The sequence below is a fragment of the Paenibacillus ginsengarvi genome (genome assembly GCF_003626695.1).
Taxonomy (GTDB): Bacteria; Bacillota; Bacilli; order Paenibacillales; family NBRC-103111; genus Paenibacillus_AB; species Paenibacillus_AB ginsengarvi.
Genome location: NZ_RBAH01000024.1, coordinates 49,472 through 65,103, shown reverse-complemented (window position 1 = coordinate 65,103; position 15,632 = coordinate 49,472). Strand labels below are relative to the sequence as shown.

13 protein-coding genes are annotated in these 15,632 nt (G+C 49.4%); 12 read left to right on the top strand and 1 reads right to left on the bottom strand.

Annotation, left to right across the window (positions count from 1 at the left end; genetic code table 11):
- The first annotated feature begins 31 nt into the window (after nucleotides 1-31).
- A complete protein-coding gene (locus D7M11_RS26770; protein WP_120750331.1) occupies nucleotides 32-883 on the top strand; it encodes an AraC family transcriptional regulator in 852 nt (283 codons plus the stop codon).
- 358 nt (nucleotides 884-1,241) lie between these two features.
- Here D7M11_RS26770 and D7M11_RS26765 read toward each other — a convergent pair whose 3' ends face one another.
- Nucleotides 1,242-2,126: a LysR family transcriptional regulator gene (locus D7M11_RS26765; protein WP_120750330.1), complete on the bottom strand. Its 885-nt coding sequence runs from the start codon at nucleotides 2,124-2,126 to the stop codon at nucleotides 1,242-1,244.
- 103 nt (nucleotides 2,127-2,229) lie between these two features.
- On the opposite strand from D7M11_RS26765, the gene D7M11_RS26760 reads away from it, so the two are divergent.
- From D7M11_RS26760 to D7M11_RS26710, 11 genes are all read left to right on the top strand, one after another.
- Nucleotides 2,230-2,796 carry a chromate transporter gene (locus tag D7M11_RS26760; RefSeq protein ID WP_120750329.1) on the top strand — a complete coding sequence of 189 codons (567 nt, stop codon included), beginning with the start codon at nucleotides 2,230-2,232 and terminating at the stop codon, nucleotides 2,794-2,796.
- A complete protein-coding gene (locus tag D7M11_RS26755) occupies nucleotides 2,796-3,359 on the top strand; it encodes a chromate transporter (RefSeq protein ID WP_120750328.1) in 564 nt (187 codons plus the stop codon). Before D7M11_RS26760 ends, D7M11_RS26755 begins: the two co-directional genes overlap by 1 nt.
- 192 nt (nucleotides 3,360-3,551) lie before the next feature.
- The gene (locus D7M11_RS26750) at nucleotides 3,552-4,793 is read left to right on the top strand and encodes a DUF4153 domain-containing protein (RefSeq protein WP_120750327.1); all 1,242 of its coding nucleotides are present in this window, start codon (nucleotides 3,552-3,554) and stop codon (nucleotides 4,791-4,793) included.
- A 37-nt stretch (nucleotides 4,794-4,830) separates the two neighbouring features.
- Nucleotides 4,831-5,694: an ABC transporter substrate-binding protein gene (locus D7M11_RS26745; RefSeq protein ID WP_120750326.1), complete on the top strand. Its 864-nt coding sequence runs from the start codon at nucleotides 4,831-4,833 to the stop codon at nucleotides 5,692-5,694.
- A 784-nt stretch (nucleotides 5,695-6,478) separates the two neighbouring features.
- On the top strand, nucleotides 6,479-7,471 hold the full coding sequence (locus D7M11_RS26740; protein ID WP_158606845.1) for a LacI family DNA-binding transcriptional regulator: 993 nt from the start codon (nucleotides 6,479-6,481) through the stop codon (nucleotides 7,469-7,471).
- 299 nt (nucleotides 7,472-7,770) lie between these two features.
- Nucleotides 7,771-9,090, top strand: coding sequence for an ABC transporter substrate-binding protein (locus D7M11_RS26735; RefSeq protein ID WP_120750324.1), 1,320 nt, complete (start codon nucleotides 7,771-7,773; stop codon nucleotides 9,088-9,090).
- Between the two features lie 59 nt (nucleotides 9,091-9,149).
- Complete coding sequence (locus D7M11_RS26730; RefSeq protein ID WP_120750323.1) at nucleotides 9,150-10,028, top strand: carbohydrate ABC transporter permease; 879 nt, start codon at nucleotides 9,150-9,152, stop codon at nucleotides 10,026-10,028.
- On the top strand, nucleotides 10,021-10,851 hold the full coding sequence (locus D7M11_RS26725; protein WP_120750322.1) for a carbohydrate ABC transporter permease: 831 nt from the start codon (nucleotides 10,021-10,023) through the stop codon (nucleotides 10,849-10,851). The genes D7M11_RS26730 and D7M11_RS26725 overlap by 8 nt, the downstream gene beginning before the upstream one ends.
- Before the next feature lie 119 nt (nucleotides 10,852-10,970).
- Nucleotides 10,971-12,794 carry a glycoside hydrolase family protein gene (locus D7M11_RS26720; protein WP_120750321.1) on the top strand — a complete coding sequence of 608 codons (1,824 nt, stop codon included), beginning with the start codon at nucleotides 10,971-10,973 and terminating at the stop codon, nucleotides 12,792-12,794.
- Between the two features lie 36 nt (nucleotides 12,795-12,830).
- A complete protein-coding gene (locus D7M11_RS26715) occupies nucleotides 12,831-14,726 on the top strand; it encodes a right-handed parallel beta-helix repeat-containing protein (protein WP_120750320.1) in 1,896 nt (631 codons plus the stop codon).
- Between the two features lie 224 nt (nucleotides 14,727-14,950).
- On the top strand, nucleotides 14,951-15,622 hold the full coding sequence (locus D7M11_RS26710) for a CatB-related O-acetyltransferase (RefSeq protein WP_120750319.1): 672 nt from the start codon (nucleotides 14,951-14,953) through the stop codon (nucleotides 15,620-15,622).
- Nucleotides 15,623-15,632: the final 10 nt, after the last annotated feature.

Genomic DNA, 15,632 nt, shown 5'->3' with positions numbered 1-15,632 from the left:
CTATTGAATAGGAGGACGAAACTGGTGTACCATGGATGAAAGCTCAGCATTTGAAACGGAGAATTCGGCGATGCTCATCCATCCGATTCGTTTGATTAGCAACAGCTATTGGAAAGAAAAACCCGCATTCATGCAGCAGGTCGAGCATGAGCGGTGCTGGACCATGATCGCCGTCGAAGCGGGCCGTTTCCGGTACGGGATCAGCGAACTGTCGGGCGAGGCCGGGGCGGGAGACATCGTCCTTTGCCCACCTTATATCGATTTTCACCGCGAAATGATTACGCCGCTTTCTTTTTTCTATATCAAGTTTTATTACGCCGGAGAGGACAAGAGCGGCGAAGAACAGCTGTCGGAGCAATTGCGCTTGCTGTTTTCCTTTAAATTCACTACGTCCGAGCGGGACCGGCTGTTCAACGACTTCCGGCATTTGCTCCGGGCGAGCCGGATGAGCCGTGAAGAAAGCCGTAGATGGGCGGCGCATTATGTCTACGATATGTGGCTGCTCTTCTGCATGGAGGCGGAAGCGCTTACCCGATTCGGCAACGTCGTTAATGATCCGTTGATGAAAGAAGCGAAAAATATGATCGAGCGGCATGCATTTCGCGATGTCCAAATGAAAGATATCGTGGAATATATAGGGATACACCCGGTGCAGTTTACGCGCCGGTTCCAGGCGGTGTACGCGATGCCGCCTTCCAAATATTTGTACTCGATCCGGATGGAGAAGGCCAAATCGCTGCTTGTGCAGACGAATTATTCAATCGACAGGATCGCACGGCTGTGCGGTTATGAGAACGGTCTGTATTTCAGCCGAATGTTTACGAAATATTTCAAAATGAATCCTTCGAAGTACCGAAAAATGCATTCGCTTCCATCGCCATAAATGAATCCAGTTCAAAGTTCTAAAGTCAAGATTTTGATTTATTTACTGATTCATAGCAGCCCCCCTTATATACGTTTCCAATCCTTGGTCGGAGTTAATGTCCTTTCTGTAAAGTGAATGTAGGTAATCGAAAAAAGCGAGATGGCCCTGGTATTGGTTGGGGCATCTCGCTTAAATATGTTACTTGGGGTAGTACCAGCGTCGCTGTCACCAAGTGCAAACGTATGGGTTGTGTTTCGGTGATTACGAACTTTGAATATACCTTCAGGGACTTGCTGCTTTCGTGGACGGAGTACGGTTGGTTGTACGAGCACGTCATCGATGGGCGATCTGGGAAAATTAAGTTTACCAATCCGACTTACGTTTTTACGCAGTATTTTTGTATGAGCATAAGAAGGGTTTTCAACGGAGCTGTCAGATATTTATCTCGATGGCGGACTGCAATCAATTCATTTTTCAATATAAGGTCTTGAACAGACAGCGAAATTAACTTCCCCTGCGTTAGCGGCTCACTTACAAGAACATCCGGCAAAATCGTTATGCCGAGCCCGGCCTTGGCAGCTTCTATCAGCGCCAGGGAATTTACGCTAGTCCACGCAGGTTGCGCGGTATATCCTGACAAATAAAGAACGCTGTCTAACGTATCGCGGATCGCGCTGCCCCTTTCGCGCAGCAATAGTTTTTCTGAGCAAAATTCTTGTAGAGTCAATTCCCTCTGCTTGATGGGATAGTCGGGAGCGCACACAATATATAATGGATAGGAATCAAATGGGGTACATATAAAAGGCCCTTGTATTGCCGCACCTTCAATCAAAGCGATGTCGGCTTTGCCTTCCCGCAATATTTCAATCGCATTTGCTGCGCTGACCACATCAACATGGATCGGTATATGGGGCCAATCTTTTTGAAAGGCTTGCAATACGTTAGGCAACCAGAACGCTGCAATTGTAATACTGGAAACAATGTGCAAGGGGGCTCGTTTTTCCAAACAGTTGATACGAGCATCCAAAGCTTCGCACGAAGATAAGATCGGCAGAACTTCCTCCAGCAATAGCCGACCACTTTCAGTAAGCTGTACGCTTTTGGATAGACGGTCGAATAATGCCGTTCCAGCCCTTGCCTCCAGTTCTCGTATTGCATGAGAAACTGCCGATTGCGTGATAAATAGCTTTTCCGCAGCCCTTGTAAAATTCCTCGTTTCTGCTACTGCCCTCAATATTTCATAATGCCGAAGTGTCGTCATAAATAGCCTCCGTACCATGAATATTACTAATCATTATCACAAAATAATATCATTTTACTGATTGATCAACAACCTTCATAATGTGTGACGAGGAGGCGATCAGATGGTTAGCCAAAGAACCAAACTATGGCTCTGGCTTCTGAGCATAAACTTGTTTATAAGCACATTTACATTCGGCGGTGGATATATTGTCGTTCCGATGATTCGGAAGTATTTTGTATCCCAAAAAAAACTATTCGGCGAAGATGAGTTGGTCGATATGGCTGCAATCGCACAGTCTGCACCAGGAGCAATTGCAATCAACTTATCAACGCTCATAGGGTTTCGGGTAGCGGGGAGGATGGGGGCTGTAATCAGTTGTATGGCCGCTGTCACTCCATCGCTCGTCATACTGGTGTTTATCTCCATGTTCTATACTGCATTTGCATCGAATTCGTTGATCTCCGCGGTATTGAAAGGAATGCAGGCAGGCGTGGCAGCCCTTATCGTTGATTTCGTTGTTGATATGTGCAGTATGATGATCAAGGAACGTTCTTTACTTCTTACTTTAATGATTCCGATGGCATTTTTGGCATGTTTTGTATTTAAAATCAATGTGGCAATTATTCTCGCAGTGTGCTGTTTTTTATGCATTGTGCGAGTGTGGTGGAACGAAAGGCGGCAGAAATAATGGGAGAACTATGGCGTCTGCTGATTGTCTTTTTTCAGATCGGTTTGTTCAGTATCGGCGGAGGATATGCAATCATCCCGCTCATTCAGGAGTTGGCAGTTGAAAAATACGCTTGGGTATCGCAACGGATTTTTACCGATATCATTACCATTTCGCAAATGACGCCCGGCCCGTTAGCGGTAAACGCCTCTACTTTTATTGGCTTACAGATTGCAGGGATTCCCGGTGCCATAATCGCAACATTCGGCTGCATAATATCAGGTGTCGGCATTTCTATTTTGCTGTATCGCTTTTTCCGAAGACACAATAAATCGATCTACGTGTTAGAGGCATTGAATGGTTTGAGGTCGGCTTCGCTAGGGCTTATTATTTCAGCTGCCGCAACGCTATTGCTATTGACGTTTATTGGGACATCTACAATAAGCGTGGTTGCTTATGTGGATTGGATTGCCGTAGCTGTATTTGCAGGCTCTTTGTTTGTTTTGAGAAAATGGAAGGTGAACCCCATCCTGCTCATGGTTCTGACGGGTATTCTCGGAGGCATTATTCAAATAAAATCGTAAAAGGCAATGTATCAAACAAAACAACAATAATGTATTTGAAAAAGGCAAATATTTATTGCAATACGATAATTCGTATGCTAATGTCGAATTAATTAAACGAGAGGTGAGGGGCTTTTTATGAACAAGGAACAACGCTTTTTTTAAAGGTATCCCTGCATTCTTGTCAATCGGTTAGAGGAGGTACAACCAGCCATGAACAATTCGATTATTGAAAATATCGCCAATCCCCACGAGCTGGAGAGAATGTTTAGAAAGGAACCCGAAGCCTTTAAAAAGTCGTTCTCTTACGCCTGGGAACAACACCCTGATTCGAAGATTCTTGCCGTTTGGTATGAAAGATTGCATTTTAAGGAGAAAGCGAATACAGAGAAAGCTAATTTGTTTCAAAAGGATTTCTTGTTCATGGGCATTTTAGCCATTTTGGCTGGGTTATGTACCAGAATCCTTTTGTATTTTACTGAACAGGAAGAAATAGCTCCGATCAACCTTGTTTATGGCGTACTTCCCTTTATTACCGCCTATTTTGTTTTCAATAATACTCCTTCTAAAAAGATTTTTTACACCCTTGCTTCCTTATTCCTAATCTCCGGAGTTTACATGAATTTGCTGCCGATGGAGCAAAACGACAGTATTATTTTGACGTATATACACCTCCCCATCTTCTTATGGGTATTATCGGGACTTGCATTTACAGGAAATGAATATGGCAAGGGCAACGCAAGATTAGCCTATCTTAAACTGAACGGGGAATTTTGCATCCTCTATGCCAGCATGGCCATCAGCGGAATGCTGCTAACGGTTTTAACGATGCAGTTATTTAAATTCATCGGCATGGATATATCTGAGTTTTATTTTAAAAATGTCGTTTCATTCGGTGCTGCCGCTCTCGCGATCGTGGCAACCTACCTGGTATCGAAGAACCTTAAACTTGCTAAGAGTATAGCGCCATATATCGCCAAAATTTTCAGTCCTCTCGTGTTGGTCACATTGTTGGCGTATCTTATTACGGTATTAGGGGTCGGGAAAAATCCGTTCTTGGACCGCGATTTCCTCTTATCCTTCAACGGAATACTTCTCAGCGTATTGGCTGTCATCATATTCTCGATTACCGAAAGCGGCTTAGTCGAGAAAAAGAGCATTTCGGATTATATCAATTTTGCCCTCCTCGTTCTTGCTCTCATCATTGACGGCATAGCTTTATCGGCTATCGTGTTCAGGCTTTCTTCTTATGGGATTACGCCAAACAGAATTGCCGTCTTAGGCATAAACATCCTTATTTTGGCTAATCTCATTTGGATCATGCTCGCTTATATGCGTTTTCTGCAAAACAAAACCGGTCCTTCGACCATCCAAGATGCCGTTACGAAGTATTTGCCGGTTTACGGACTTTGGGCAGCTTTCGTTACGTTTACTTTTCCTTTGATTTTCAACTAACGTAAACGATGAATACGAAACCGATCGTCTTTGTTGAATTACATACAACAAATCGACGATTTACTACAACAAGGATATATTCGATAAATTCGGCGTCTCATATCCGAAGGACGGCATGACCTGGGACGAATTGTATGATTTGAGCAAGACGCTTACCCGCACGGAATCAGGAGTCACCTACTCCGGCCTGGGATCGTCGCACGGCCATTTGGCGATGATGAACCAGTACTCGATTCCGCTCGTCCTAAGCGACACGAAGAAATCCACATTTGACACCGACCCGCGATGGAATAGCTTCGCCGACAATTTGCTCCGGTTCTACAAACTTCCAGGCTTTGCAGACATCAAGTCGAATCAAATTTCCGAGCCATACGAGCGAAACCGGTTTTTCAAAGACAGGACGGTAGCGATGTTCATTGCTTTGACCGCTCTGCATTCCCCTCAGGAGCTCGGCAATATGAACTGGAATTTGGCATCGTTCCCCGTACTCAAAGATAAGCCCGGTGTGGGACCGCAGCCGTACCCGACCTACTTCTGCGTGACTTCGATGAGCCAGCCTAAGGATCAGGCATTCGAGGCGATCGCTTACTTGACGACCGAGGAATACCAGTCCGCACGATTGAAGGAGGGCAGATTCCTTACCACCTCGAGCAACAAAGCGCTGCGGCAATCGTTCGGTCAAAACAATCCGGTGTACACCGGGAAAAATGTGAAAGCGTTCCAACCGGATCAATACGCCCCGGCAGGCTCGGTAAACAAATACAATGGCAACGGCATCGGGGAGTTCAACACGGTTATGAAGGATATCGTGTTTGGCGGCAAAGACGTGAATACCGCTCTGCGCGAAGCGGCGGAAAGAGTCAACAAACAAATTCAGGAGGCGGAAGCCGCGTCCAAGTAACTTTTCAAACAAGGCCCCTCGTAAGCGGGACGAGGGGCTTTGCCAAGCCCGAAGGCAGCTTTACAGCCTTTGTCAGCGGAGTAGAACGAGCTTACCTAAACCCAGCTGTAGTGACTTTACTTCTTGTACGATTGCGTTCCCTCAATCACCAGCAAGGTCGTCGATTACGCAATCATCACATCATCATCTGAGCGAATTTGCGAATCCATATGCTCTTCGGTTATAACAGAGGCTACAGCCAGGTACAACTTAATTTCGTTCGAAGAGATCTTCTCTGGTTTCAGTTGTGCATCCTTCGGACCGTACCGATCCAATATACTGCTTTACAATTTTCATGTACTCCACAAGGGCTTCCTGTTTGATTGCAATTTCATTGATCGGCTCCAAGCGAGCTACCGAGAAGAGCAAAAAATGCATATAAAACATATAAAAGAGCAAGCATCTGGGCAGAAAAAGCGAAAATATTGCTTTACAATGGAGGCGTTACAACCATACGTGAAGGGAGTGCACCGGAAAACACGGAACGATTAGCGGGCAATATTTCGATGCAAACCGACAATGCCGTGATGATCGATGATTTGGTCAAACTTTAATCCGTAGGCTTGACGACATGAGAACGAATTCCGGATGCGCATTTGCGGGCCGGGGATTAGGTTCGTTCCTTTGATTGCAACACTTGATCGGGACGTGGGCGGGAAAATTAACTTAACATTTACGAACACGTGTAATATAATGGATGGAGGAAGCTGCTATCCAAAAGCTGGGAAAGGAAGAGCCCGTCCCGATGAAAGTAACGATCAAAGATATAGCAAGAGAAGCGGGAGTCAGTCATCCGACGGTCTCGAAAGCGTTAAACGGAGCGCCAGGAGTCAGCGAGGACATCCGTAAAAAAATCGTAGCTATCGCAAGCCGTATGAACTATGTGCCGAATTTGGCGGCCAAAAGACTAGTGGACCGCAAGACGAATTCGATCGGGCTTATTTGGCCGAAAATCGAAGGGCTATTTTTTTACCATCTGGGAATGCAAATTCAGAAGGAAGCGGCAGCGCGGGGGATAGATGTTATTATGTCGCTCGCAGAGCCGCCTGAAGCGCTTCGCATTTTTAACGAACATTTCGTCGACGAAATTTTGTTTTGGTGCCCGCCGGACTGGCTTCCATCCGTGGAATTCATCAAACAGCGGGAGCTGTTTCATGGTAATATGCTGCTCATGGGTGGGGGAAGGATGGAGCGAACGCACTGCATAGGGATCGACCGAAAGTCGGCTGTCTATGAGGCGGTCCGTTACTTGGCCGGTCAAGGACACCGCAAACTGACGTTCATCGGCAACCGTTCTGACAAGCTGACCGGTTTTACGCAAGGCTTGCTGGAGCTGCGACTTGATTACCACGATCATTATTTCATCCAGATTGAGCCGGGAGAATCGGTTACGGAATCGAAAATGCAGTCGCTGCTGGACGGCGAAGACCGGCCAACCGCCTTTATCGTCGACAGCCAGACGTATGCGTTCGAGCTGCTTGAGCTGTTTCGTAAACGAAAGCTCCGTATCCCCGGCGACTATTCGCTTGTCGTATACGACGACATCCCGGAAATGGAGAGGATGGAAGTGCCGCTTACGACGGTCGGGCCATCGATTCCGAAACTGGCTTTGGCGGCTTTGGACATATTGACCGGGCGGGATGGCAGAGGCGAGAGCAAATGGGCGGATGTTGATATCGGCTGCGAACTGCATATTCGAAAATCGGTCAGTCCGCTCCATACAAAAGCAAAAAAGTAAAGGACGGCCCCGCAAAGCGAGGAGAAGCCCGGAAAGGATGCTGTAATTCCTTTACGGGGCCTTCGAATCCGGCGGTGGTTTATCCTTGATTGCTGTTTTGAATCCATTACGAACACGTGTAACATCATGGTTCTTAGTGCTTTAGTAGATCCAATTTTAGCATTTGCAAGGTTCGGTGCTGGAACTAAGTTACTCCAAACTTAAGGAACACGTGTAACTAAAAATGGATAAAAATCATTAAAATTAATAACGAAATCGTGTTCTACAAAAAATCAATCCAAAATGGGAGGTTGCGAGGAATGAAAGCAAATAAAACGGTTTTGTTATCCATGATGACAGCGCTTACGCTATCGGCTTGCTCGAGCGGAGGGGCCAGCCAAACAGAGAACAGTTCGGGTGGAAGCGGCGCGGCGCCAAGTAACCAGCCGCCGAAGGAAGTGACGCTTAAAATCGGTTTGCCGGGTGCATACGACATTACGAACAAAAAAATTATCGAGGGCTTCCAGGCGAAATATCCGCATATTAAGCTGCAGATCGACGAATCGCCGTGGGCCGATTTTACGAAAAAAATCGTCACCAACATTGCCGGTAACAACCCGCCCGATATTTGGTTCCAAGAAAATGCGGTCATCCTCGGCTACGGCAAACGGGGCGTGGCGGAAAATCTCGAGCCTTACATCAAACGTGACTTGAAGACAGCGGATTACATTGATGCGCTGACGTCGGCAAAGGGCGCCGACGGGAAAATTTATGGCATTCCGCATGGGGTTAACGCCAGCGCGCTCGCCTACAACAAGAAGCTGTTCCAGGATAGCAATGTTCCGTTTCCGACGGACAACTGGACGTATCAAGATTTATTGGATGCGGCCAAAAAGCTGACCAAAGATACGAACGGCGACGGAAAGCCGGACCAATTCGGCTTCAATACGGCAGCGAGCATCGCGCTGGGCTGGATTCCATGGATCAAGTCGAGCGGTGGATCGGCGATCGATCCAGCGGCCGGCAAGTCGATGTTTGGCGACCCGAAGACGATCGACGGGCTGCAGAAATGGGCGGATACGATCAACAAAGACAAGATTAGCCCGACGCGCGAACAGCAAACAAACGTGAAATATTTCGAGGAAGGCAAGTCGGCAATGACGTTTGTCCAATCGTCGTCACAGGTCAGCCTCGTCAAAAACAAGCCGGATTTGGATTGGGACGTCGTCAAAATGCCGATCGGCTTGAACGGCAAACGGTTCGTCCCGATCGTCGTCAACCAATGGCTCATTTACTCGAAGGCGAAGCCGGATGCGAAAGAAGCAGCATGGACGTTTCTGAAATATTACTTGAGCGACGAGGCGCAGACATTCGTTGCCGAAAGCGGCGCCAGCTTACCAGTAAAGAAAACGACGCTCGAAGCTGTGGAAAAACAGACGACAAAGCCGCTTAACAAGAAAGCGTTCACGAAAGGAATCGAGGAAGCAGCCGGCACGCTGGACGAAAATCCGACCTGGAACGAATGGCGCGCGGCGGCAACCCCGATTTTGAACGACATACTCGACGGCAAGAAGACGGCCGCCGACGGCGCGAAAGAAATCCAGCCGAAGGTGCAGGCCATATTGGACGACGATAAGTAAGGCTCCCATCATGTAAAGCTAGGGCCGGATATCGCTATCGGCCCCGACGAGGTGTTTTCATGCGCAAACAAGGCTGGTGGGGCTTTTGCTTCACCCTCCCGTTCGTTATTCAACTGGTCGTATTTTTCATGTTCCCGTTCGTATTTTCGTTTTATTTGACTTTTACGAAATGGGATTTGTTTAATCCACCCGCCTGGGTCGGGCTGAAAAACTGGATTCAAATGTTTCAAAACAACGTCTTTTGGCTGTCGCTCCGCAACGTGTTTTATTTCGCGCTGCTGTTCGTGCCCATTCAGACAATAGTAGCACTGTTGCTTGCATACTTATTGAACCAGCAAATTCGCTTCAAATCGCTGTTCCGCATGGTTTATTTTTTGCCTGTCATCACGCCTTGGGTCGCGGGCGGTCTCATTTGGCTGTGGATTTACAACAGCGAATTCGGCATCCTGAACTGGGTTATAACATCGATGGGTATGGACGGTGTCAAGTGGGTCACGAGCGAGAAATGGTGGCTTGTCATCGGCTCGATCGCCATCGTCAACGTTTGGAAAGGAGCCGGCTATTCGATGGTGCTGCTGCTTGCGGGCATGCAAAGCATATCGAAGGATACGATTGAGGCGGCCCGGATCGACGGAACGAACGGCTGGACTTTTTTCACCAAAATCACGATACCGATCGTTTCGCCGATGGTGTACATGGTCATGATTCTTTCAACGATCTCGGCGTTCCATGCGTTCGATGTGTTCCTTGTTATGCTTGGCGACATCAATGCCGTTCATGACCGCAATATGGTGCCGAACATTTTGATATACCGGGATGCGTTTCTGAATGCCAAGATGGGTACGGCTTCCGCATGGTCATGGGGCTTGTTCGCGATCATTTTGCTTGTGACGCTGTTCCAGAAAAAGATGGAGAAGAGGTGGGTCCACTATGACTAAACCTTCGCGCGGGCTGCAGTGGGCCGCCTATATCGTTTTGACCGCCGGGGCGCTGTTCATGCTCGTTCCGTTTTACCAGATGCTCTCGACCTCGCTCATGAAGCCGGGCGATGAGTTGACACTTCCGCCGAAGCTGTACCCGGACCCGATCCAATGGGCCAACTACGGCAAGGTTTGGATCGAGGTCAACTTCGTCCGTTATTCTTTGAACAGTTTATTCGTAACGGTGCTGGATCTGGTCGGAACGGTGGCGTCGTGCGCCATCGTGGCGTACGGGCTCGCCTTCTTCGAGTTTCGCAGCCGAAATCTGATTTTTATCGCGATGCTCGGTACGATGATGCTGCCGTCTCAGGTGACGATGATCCCTACTTACTTTATATGGAAAGAAATGGACATGCTCAACTCGTATTATCCGCTTATTCTGCGCAGCTTTCTCGGCACGGCGTTCGGCATTTTCCTCCTACATCAGTTTTTCAAAACGTTGCCGAGAGAACTGTATGAAGCCGCGTGGGTCGACGGAGCGAATCCGTGGAAAATTTTTTACAACATTTATTTGCCGCTGACGACGCCTGCATTGTCGGCACTCGCGGTGTTTACGTTCATCAGCTCGTGGAACGGGACGCTGGAGCCGCTCATTTATTTGCAGGACAAGAAGCTATACACGCTGCCGCTCGGGCTGCTGTTTTTGAAAAACGAAGTGGAAAACAAAGTGCCACTCATCATGGCCGGTTCGGTCATTACGGTGCTGCCGGTCATGATCGTGTTCCTTTTTGCGCAGCGTCACTTCGTACAAGGGATCGCTTCCACCGGCCTCAAAGGCTAGCCTGCTCGTCCCCCTCATATTCCGAAGCAACGCGAATGGCAAACCGCCGTCGTGATGCCTTATACAGCACGTCTTAGACCCGCGGATTTTCAATACCTATTCCAATCGGAGGGATGAAAATGACGGAAGTACGGAAGCTGGAAGACGGAATGAAACGGATGGAAAATGGCAATGAAGAGGCTCGGCTGGAACAAGCGGCGAACGAATCGGAAACGGGAACGGCCTTAACCAGGCGCAAATTGCTGGCTGCGATAGGCACGGCAAGCATGACGGTTGCGGCGGGCGGAGCGTTCATGCATCTGCTTACTCCGGCCGCCGCCGCTGCGCCGGGACAGAGCGTCGTTTCCAGCGTTTACAGCGGAGGGACCTTGCTAAGTCCGGCCGATCCCGGCTGGGCGAACGTTCTCGATTACGGGGCAGTAGGGGACGGAACGGCCGACGATACGGCGGGGTTCCAAGCGGCGGCGGCTACGGGCAAGCCTATTCTGGTCCCTGCTCCGTCAGCCTACTACAAGCTGTCCGCCCCAGTCGAGCTGACGAACTCCATATTCGGCGTCGGCATGCCGGAAATCCGCATGGACGGGCCTAACGGCCAGTTGGCCAAACGGATGTTTCTCATCGTAGGGTATCAAGGCGGCGGCCTTGCCGTATCCGGACTTTACTTGAACGGTGGGTACTCAACGGGCACGGCGGGCGAATGGTCCCATCTCGTCTACGTCTCATACTCCAAAAATGTTTATGTGCATAACAATTGGCTGCATGCGCCTTACGGGGATTGCGTATATATCGGCTCCGACTACGCGGCGCCCTGCGAAAACGTGCAAGTCCGCGAGAACGTGCTCAGCAATCGGCGGCGGTGCGCGGTTGCGGTCGTATCCGGCCGTAAAGTGCGGATCGCCTGCAACGTGATCAGCGACCCGTATCCGTATGTGGCGGCAATCGATCTGGAGCCGAATTCGTCGTCCACCGGATCGGATTTGGTCGAGGACGTATGGATCGAGGGGAACGAATTTTACAGCGAAATCTATTTCGTCAATTCGTACAATCCAAACGCTGCCTACCCGAACCGCCGCATTACGATTGCTGGGAACAAAGGGAAATCGAGCTATTTGTTTCGGTGCAGCACGACAGCGGGCAGCGCTGAACATGTAACGATCCGGGACAACGAATTTTATGGAACCGGGCGCATGATTACAAGCTCTAATGTGCTGAAGGGGCTTGTAATAAGCAGAAACCGCGATTATTCGACCGGCGCCGCTGGCTGGAACATCGCTAACGCTGCAGCTCCGGTCATTGCAGACAACGTATTCGACGCCGCGCGTACCGTTGCCGTTACGTTTCAAAGCTGTCAGGCGATCCGTTTTTCCGGCAATCAAATTAAAAACATAACATCATCGGACGGTGCGGTCCGATTTGCCGGCTCGATCGGGACAAGCCGCCATCTGATCTCGGGCAATCAAATGACGAACGTGACCGGAGGCGGCTATTTTTTCGGAAACGTCGTTACCGATTCGCTGTTCGACGGCAACGTAACCGAATGTGGAGTCAGATGCATTTTAGTGGATGCCGCCGCAGCCGGTTCGGATTTGCGCATCACGTCCGACAATGTATTTACCGGCGCAGGCGTTTCCGTTTCCGGGGGCTCTAATTTGGCCAAATGGACAACCCCGGAAGTGCAGACGAAAGGGGCTGTGGTCGGGTGGGCAACCGCCATACCGACAGCGGGAGCTTGGAAGCGCGGCACCGTCTTATGGAACGTGCAGCCGGCCGCGTATGCCCCGACCGGCTGGGTTTGCACGGCGGACGGCACGCCCGGGACATGGGCCCCGATCGGAACGGCAGGCGGATTGACGGCAACGGAAGTGAAGATTGATTCGCCCAATGGAACCGCTTACAAAATCGGAGTGACCGATGCGGGAGCTTTGACGATTACGCCGGTTTGAACCGAATGATAGTGAATAACGAGGAGGAATGTCTTGATGGAAACGATCAGCAGAAGGAAACTGCTAGCAACGCTCGGCGCGGCAGGCGCTACGCTGGCGACCGGTGGGATGTTGAATGCGGGAGCCGGGGTCGCATACGGACAAGCCAGCGTAACGGAGAACGTATACGGCAAAGAAGATAAAGTTGACGGCAAGTTTCATTGGAAGGACCTGGAGAACATCGATTTTTGCGTCAAAACGACACTCTCGGAGCTGCGCGGCGGTGCGGATACCCGTCCGGAAGACGCCTACTTCGTCACCGATTCGGGCAAAGAAGGCTGCTTCTTGTACGATCCGACAGATACGTCCACGCCGGATAATACAGGGACGGTTGTAGTAACCGCCGGCGGCAAACGATTCAAACGCGTAATGACAGGCACCGTATCCGCCTCCTGGTTCGGAGCTAAAGGCGACGGCGCGACGGTTGAGACCGCTGCACTGCAAAACGCGCTGAATGCGGCAGCCGGGAGAAAGCTGTGGATTCCGAAACAGGCGAACGGCTTCTACTTGACCGGCCAGCTTTTCGTGCCAGGCGATATCGTGATCGAATTCGAGCCGGGTACGGTCGTGCAAGCGATCGATACGCTTAATCTGAAAGCGCCTTACGAGCGCCTGATTCGCATCAAAAACGTGAAAAACGTCCTCATTCTCGGCAACGGGGCGGTTCTGAAAATGAATAAAGCCGCCTATTTAACTGGCGAGCAGGCGCACATTTTCGATATTAGCGGCTCGGAGAACGTGACAATCGAGCGGCTGAGCGCAAACGACAGCGGCGGCGACGGCTTCTACGTCGGCAACTATGAGGCTACCAAGTCTTACTGCAAAAATGTCGTGCTGCGTGATTGCACAGCGGACAACAATCGTAGACAAGGACTATCCATCATTTCGGTAGACGGCTTTTTGGCGGATGGCTGCAGGTTTACGAACACGACCGGCACCGCGCCAAAGAGCGGTGTCGACATCGAGCCGAACAACAACACCGGCGTTGACGTATTGAAAAAAGTCCGTTTCGTCGGCTGCATGGCGGACGGCAATGTTGGGCGCGGCTTCCTCGTCTCCCTGCAGAAGTTGACGGCGTCGAACGAAAGGGTTGACATTACGTTCGAAAACTGCCGCACGCGGGGAAACTCGTTCGGTTCTTCCGTAAATTACGGAGGCGACGGCGTAAGGGCAGTAAAGGGGGATGTGAAGTTCATCGATTGTATGGCCGAAAACGAGCAGTACGGCGGCTATTCGGTATTGTCCAATTCGTCGGAAAGCGTAAAGACGACGTTCGTCCGCTGCAAAGCGATCAACTGCAATACCGTGAATGCGCCTGAAGATCCATACGGCTACGGCGCCTCCTTCATCGTCTCGACGGTTCCGCAGCAGCCGAGGGCGGCAATCGGCAATGTCGAGTTTATCGGCTGCTCGTCGATCGACGATCGGGCCGCTCCGCTTATCGTTCGCGGTTTCGCCGTTAAGCGCAACGGTAACGAAGCGATTCGAAACGTCATTTTCGACAACTGCCGCGTTATAGGCGGTGCGCAAAGCTTGTACCATATCGATCCGATGACCGAGGACGTGCATGCTGCAACCGCTCCGTCGCCTGTTAGAAACGTTACGGCGTCGGGTCCGGTCAATACGAGCTGGATCGGTCATACGATAACGAACGCGGGGGCTTCGGGCGATATGGCTCTGACGCTTCCTCCCGCAAAAAGAGGCTATACTTACAAATTCGCCGTAGAGGACGCCCATGCGATCAAGCTTGTGCCGCAACCGGGGGCGGCGATATTTAAGCCGGCAGGAGGGGGGCCGGACGTGCAATCGGCGAATCGGGGGGATTCGATTTCGCTTGTCGGCAGGTCGGACGGCAATTGGGAAGTTGCAGGAGCAGTCGGGATCTGGTATTGATTGGTTTGCCATAAAACAAAACGGTCTTTCCCTAGTGGAAAATAGGGAGGGACCGCTTTGTTTTATAAATTGACGAAAAAATGATTCGTTTGTTACAATGTCCTCATCAAATAGGAAACGGATGAGGACGATGGTTCGTCGTTTGAAACGGTTTAAGAATGTTGCTACTGCATGAAGCTTCTAAGTAAAAAATGTTTCAAATTACTTAGAAGCGAGGGAAAAGAATGAAACAACATCGATTCAACCACTGGTCTGAAATTAAGTATTTAAAGGACATTGTCACCAACCCAATGATTGAAGTAGGGGAATACTCATACTACTCTGGTTATTATGATAATCATGATTTTGAAGATGGGTGTGTTAGATACCTCTGGGGAGATGAAAAATCAAGAAAGTTATTTAACCCCATTGAAGACTATGGGTGGCTTTTAGATAAGTTAATTATAGGAAAATACGTATGCATTGCAAGTGGTGTAATTATTTTAATGGGTGGAAATCACAATCATCATCCTGAATGGGTTACGGTGTATCCGTTTGTAGAGCACATTGAAACCTCTTACGAACCAAAAGGGGATACAATCATTGAAAGTGATGTCTGGATTGGCATGAATGCAATGATTATGCCTGGTGTGAGAATAGGTGAAGGTGCCGTAGTTGCAGCAGGATCAGTTGTAGTAAAAGATGTCCCACCATATACGATAGTAGGCGGCAACCCTGCTAAAGAGATAAAGAAACGCTTTACAGACAAAGAAATTGATAAGTTAAAGGAAATGCGTTGGTTCGATTGGAAACGTGAGAAAATTGAAAGAGCCGGTCCTATCTTCTCAAGTTCTTCTATTCATCAATTATACGAATTTTATCAAAGGGAAATAAAACCGTACGATCACCTCGTTTAATGCACGACGG

Coding starts and splice junctions, on each gene's coding strand:
- D7M11_RS26765 (WP_120750330.1), bottom strand. CDS start 2,126: ATGACGACACTTCGGCATTATGAAATATTGAGGGCAGTAGCAGAAACG.
- D7M11_RS26740 (WP_158606845.1), top strand. CDS start 6,479: ATGAAAGTAACGATCAAAGATATAGCAAGAGAAGCGGGAGTCAGTCAT.
- D7M11_RS26710 (WP_120750319.1), top strand. CDS start 14,951: ATGAAACAACATCGATTCAACCACTGGTCTGAAATTAAGTATTTAAAG.
- D7M11_RS26755 (WP_120750328.1), top strand. CDS start 2,796: ATGGGAGAACTATGGCGTCTGCTGATTGTCTTTTTTCAGATCGGTTTG.
- D7M11_RS26720 (WP_120750321.1), top strand. CDS start 10,971: ATGACGGAAGTACGGAAGCTGGAAGACGGAATGAAACGGATGGAAAAT.
- D7M11_RS26760 (WP_120750329.1), top strand. CDS start 2,230: ATGGTTAGCCAAAGAACCAAACTATGGCTCTGGCTTCTGAGCATAAAC.
- D7M11_RS26770 (WP_120750331.1), top strand. CDS start 32: ATGGATGAAAGCTCAGCATTTGAAACGGAGAATTCGGCGATGCTCATC.
- D7M11_RS26730 (WP_120750323.1), top strand. CDS start 9,150: ATGCGCAAACAAGGCTGGTGGGGCTTTTGCTTCACCCTCCCGTTCGTT.
- D7M11_RS26715 (WP_120750320.1), top strand. CDS start 12,831: ATGGAAACGATCAGCAGAAGGAAACTGCTAGCAACGCTCGGCGCGGCA.
- D7M11_RS26725 (WP_120750322.1), top strand. CDS start 10,021: ATGACTAAACCTTCGCGCGGGCTGCAGTGGGCCGCCTATATCGTTTTG.
- D7M11_RS26735 (WP_120750324.1), top strand. CDS start 7,771: ATGAAAGCAAATAAAACGGTTTTGTTATCCATGATGACAGCGCTTACG.
- D7M11_RS26750 (WP_120750327.1), top strand. CDS start 3,552: ATGAACAATTCGATTATTGAAAATATCGCCAATCCCCACGAGCTGGAG.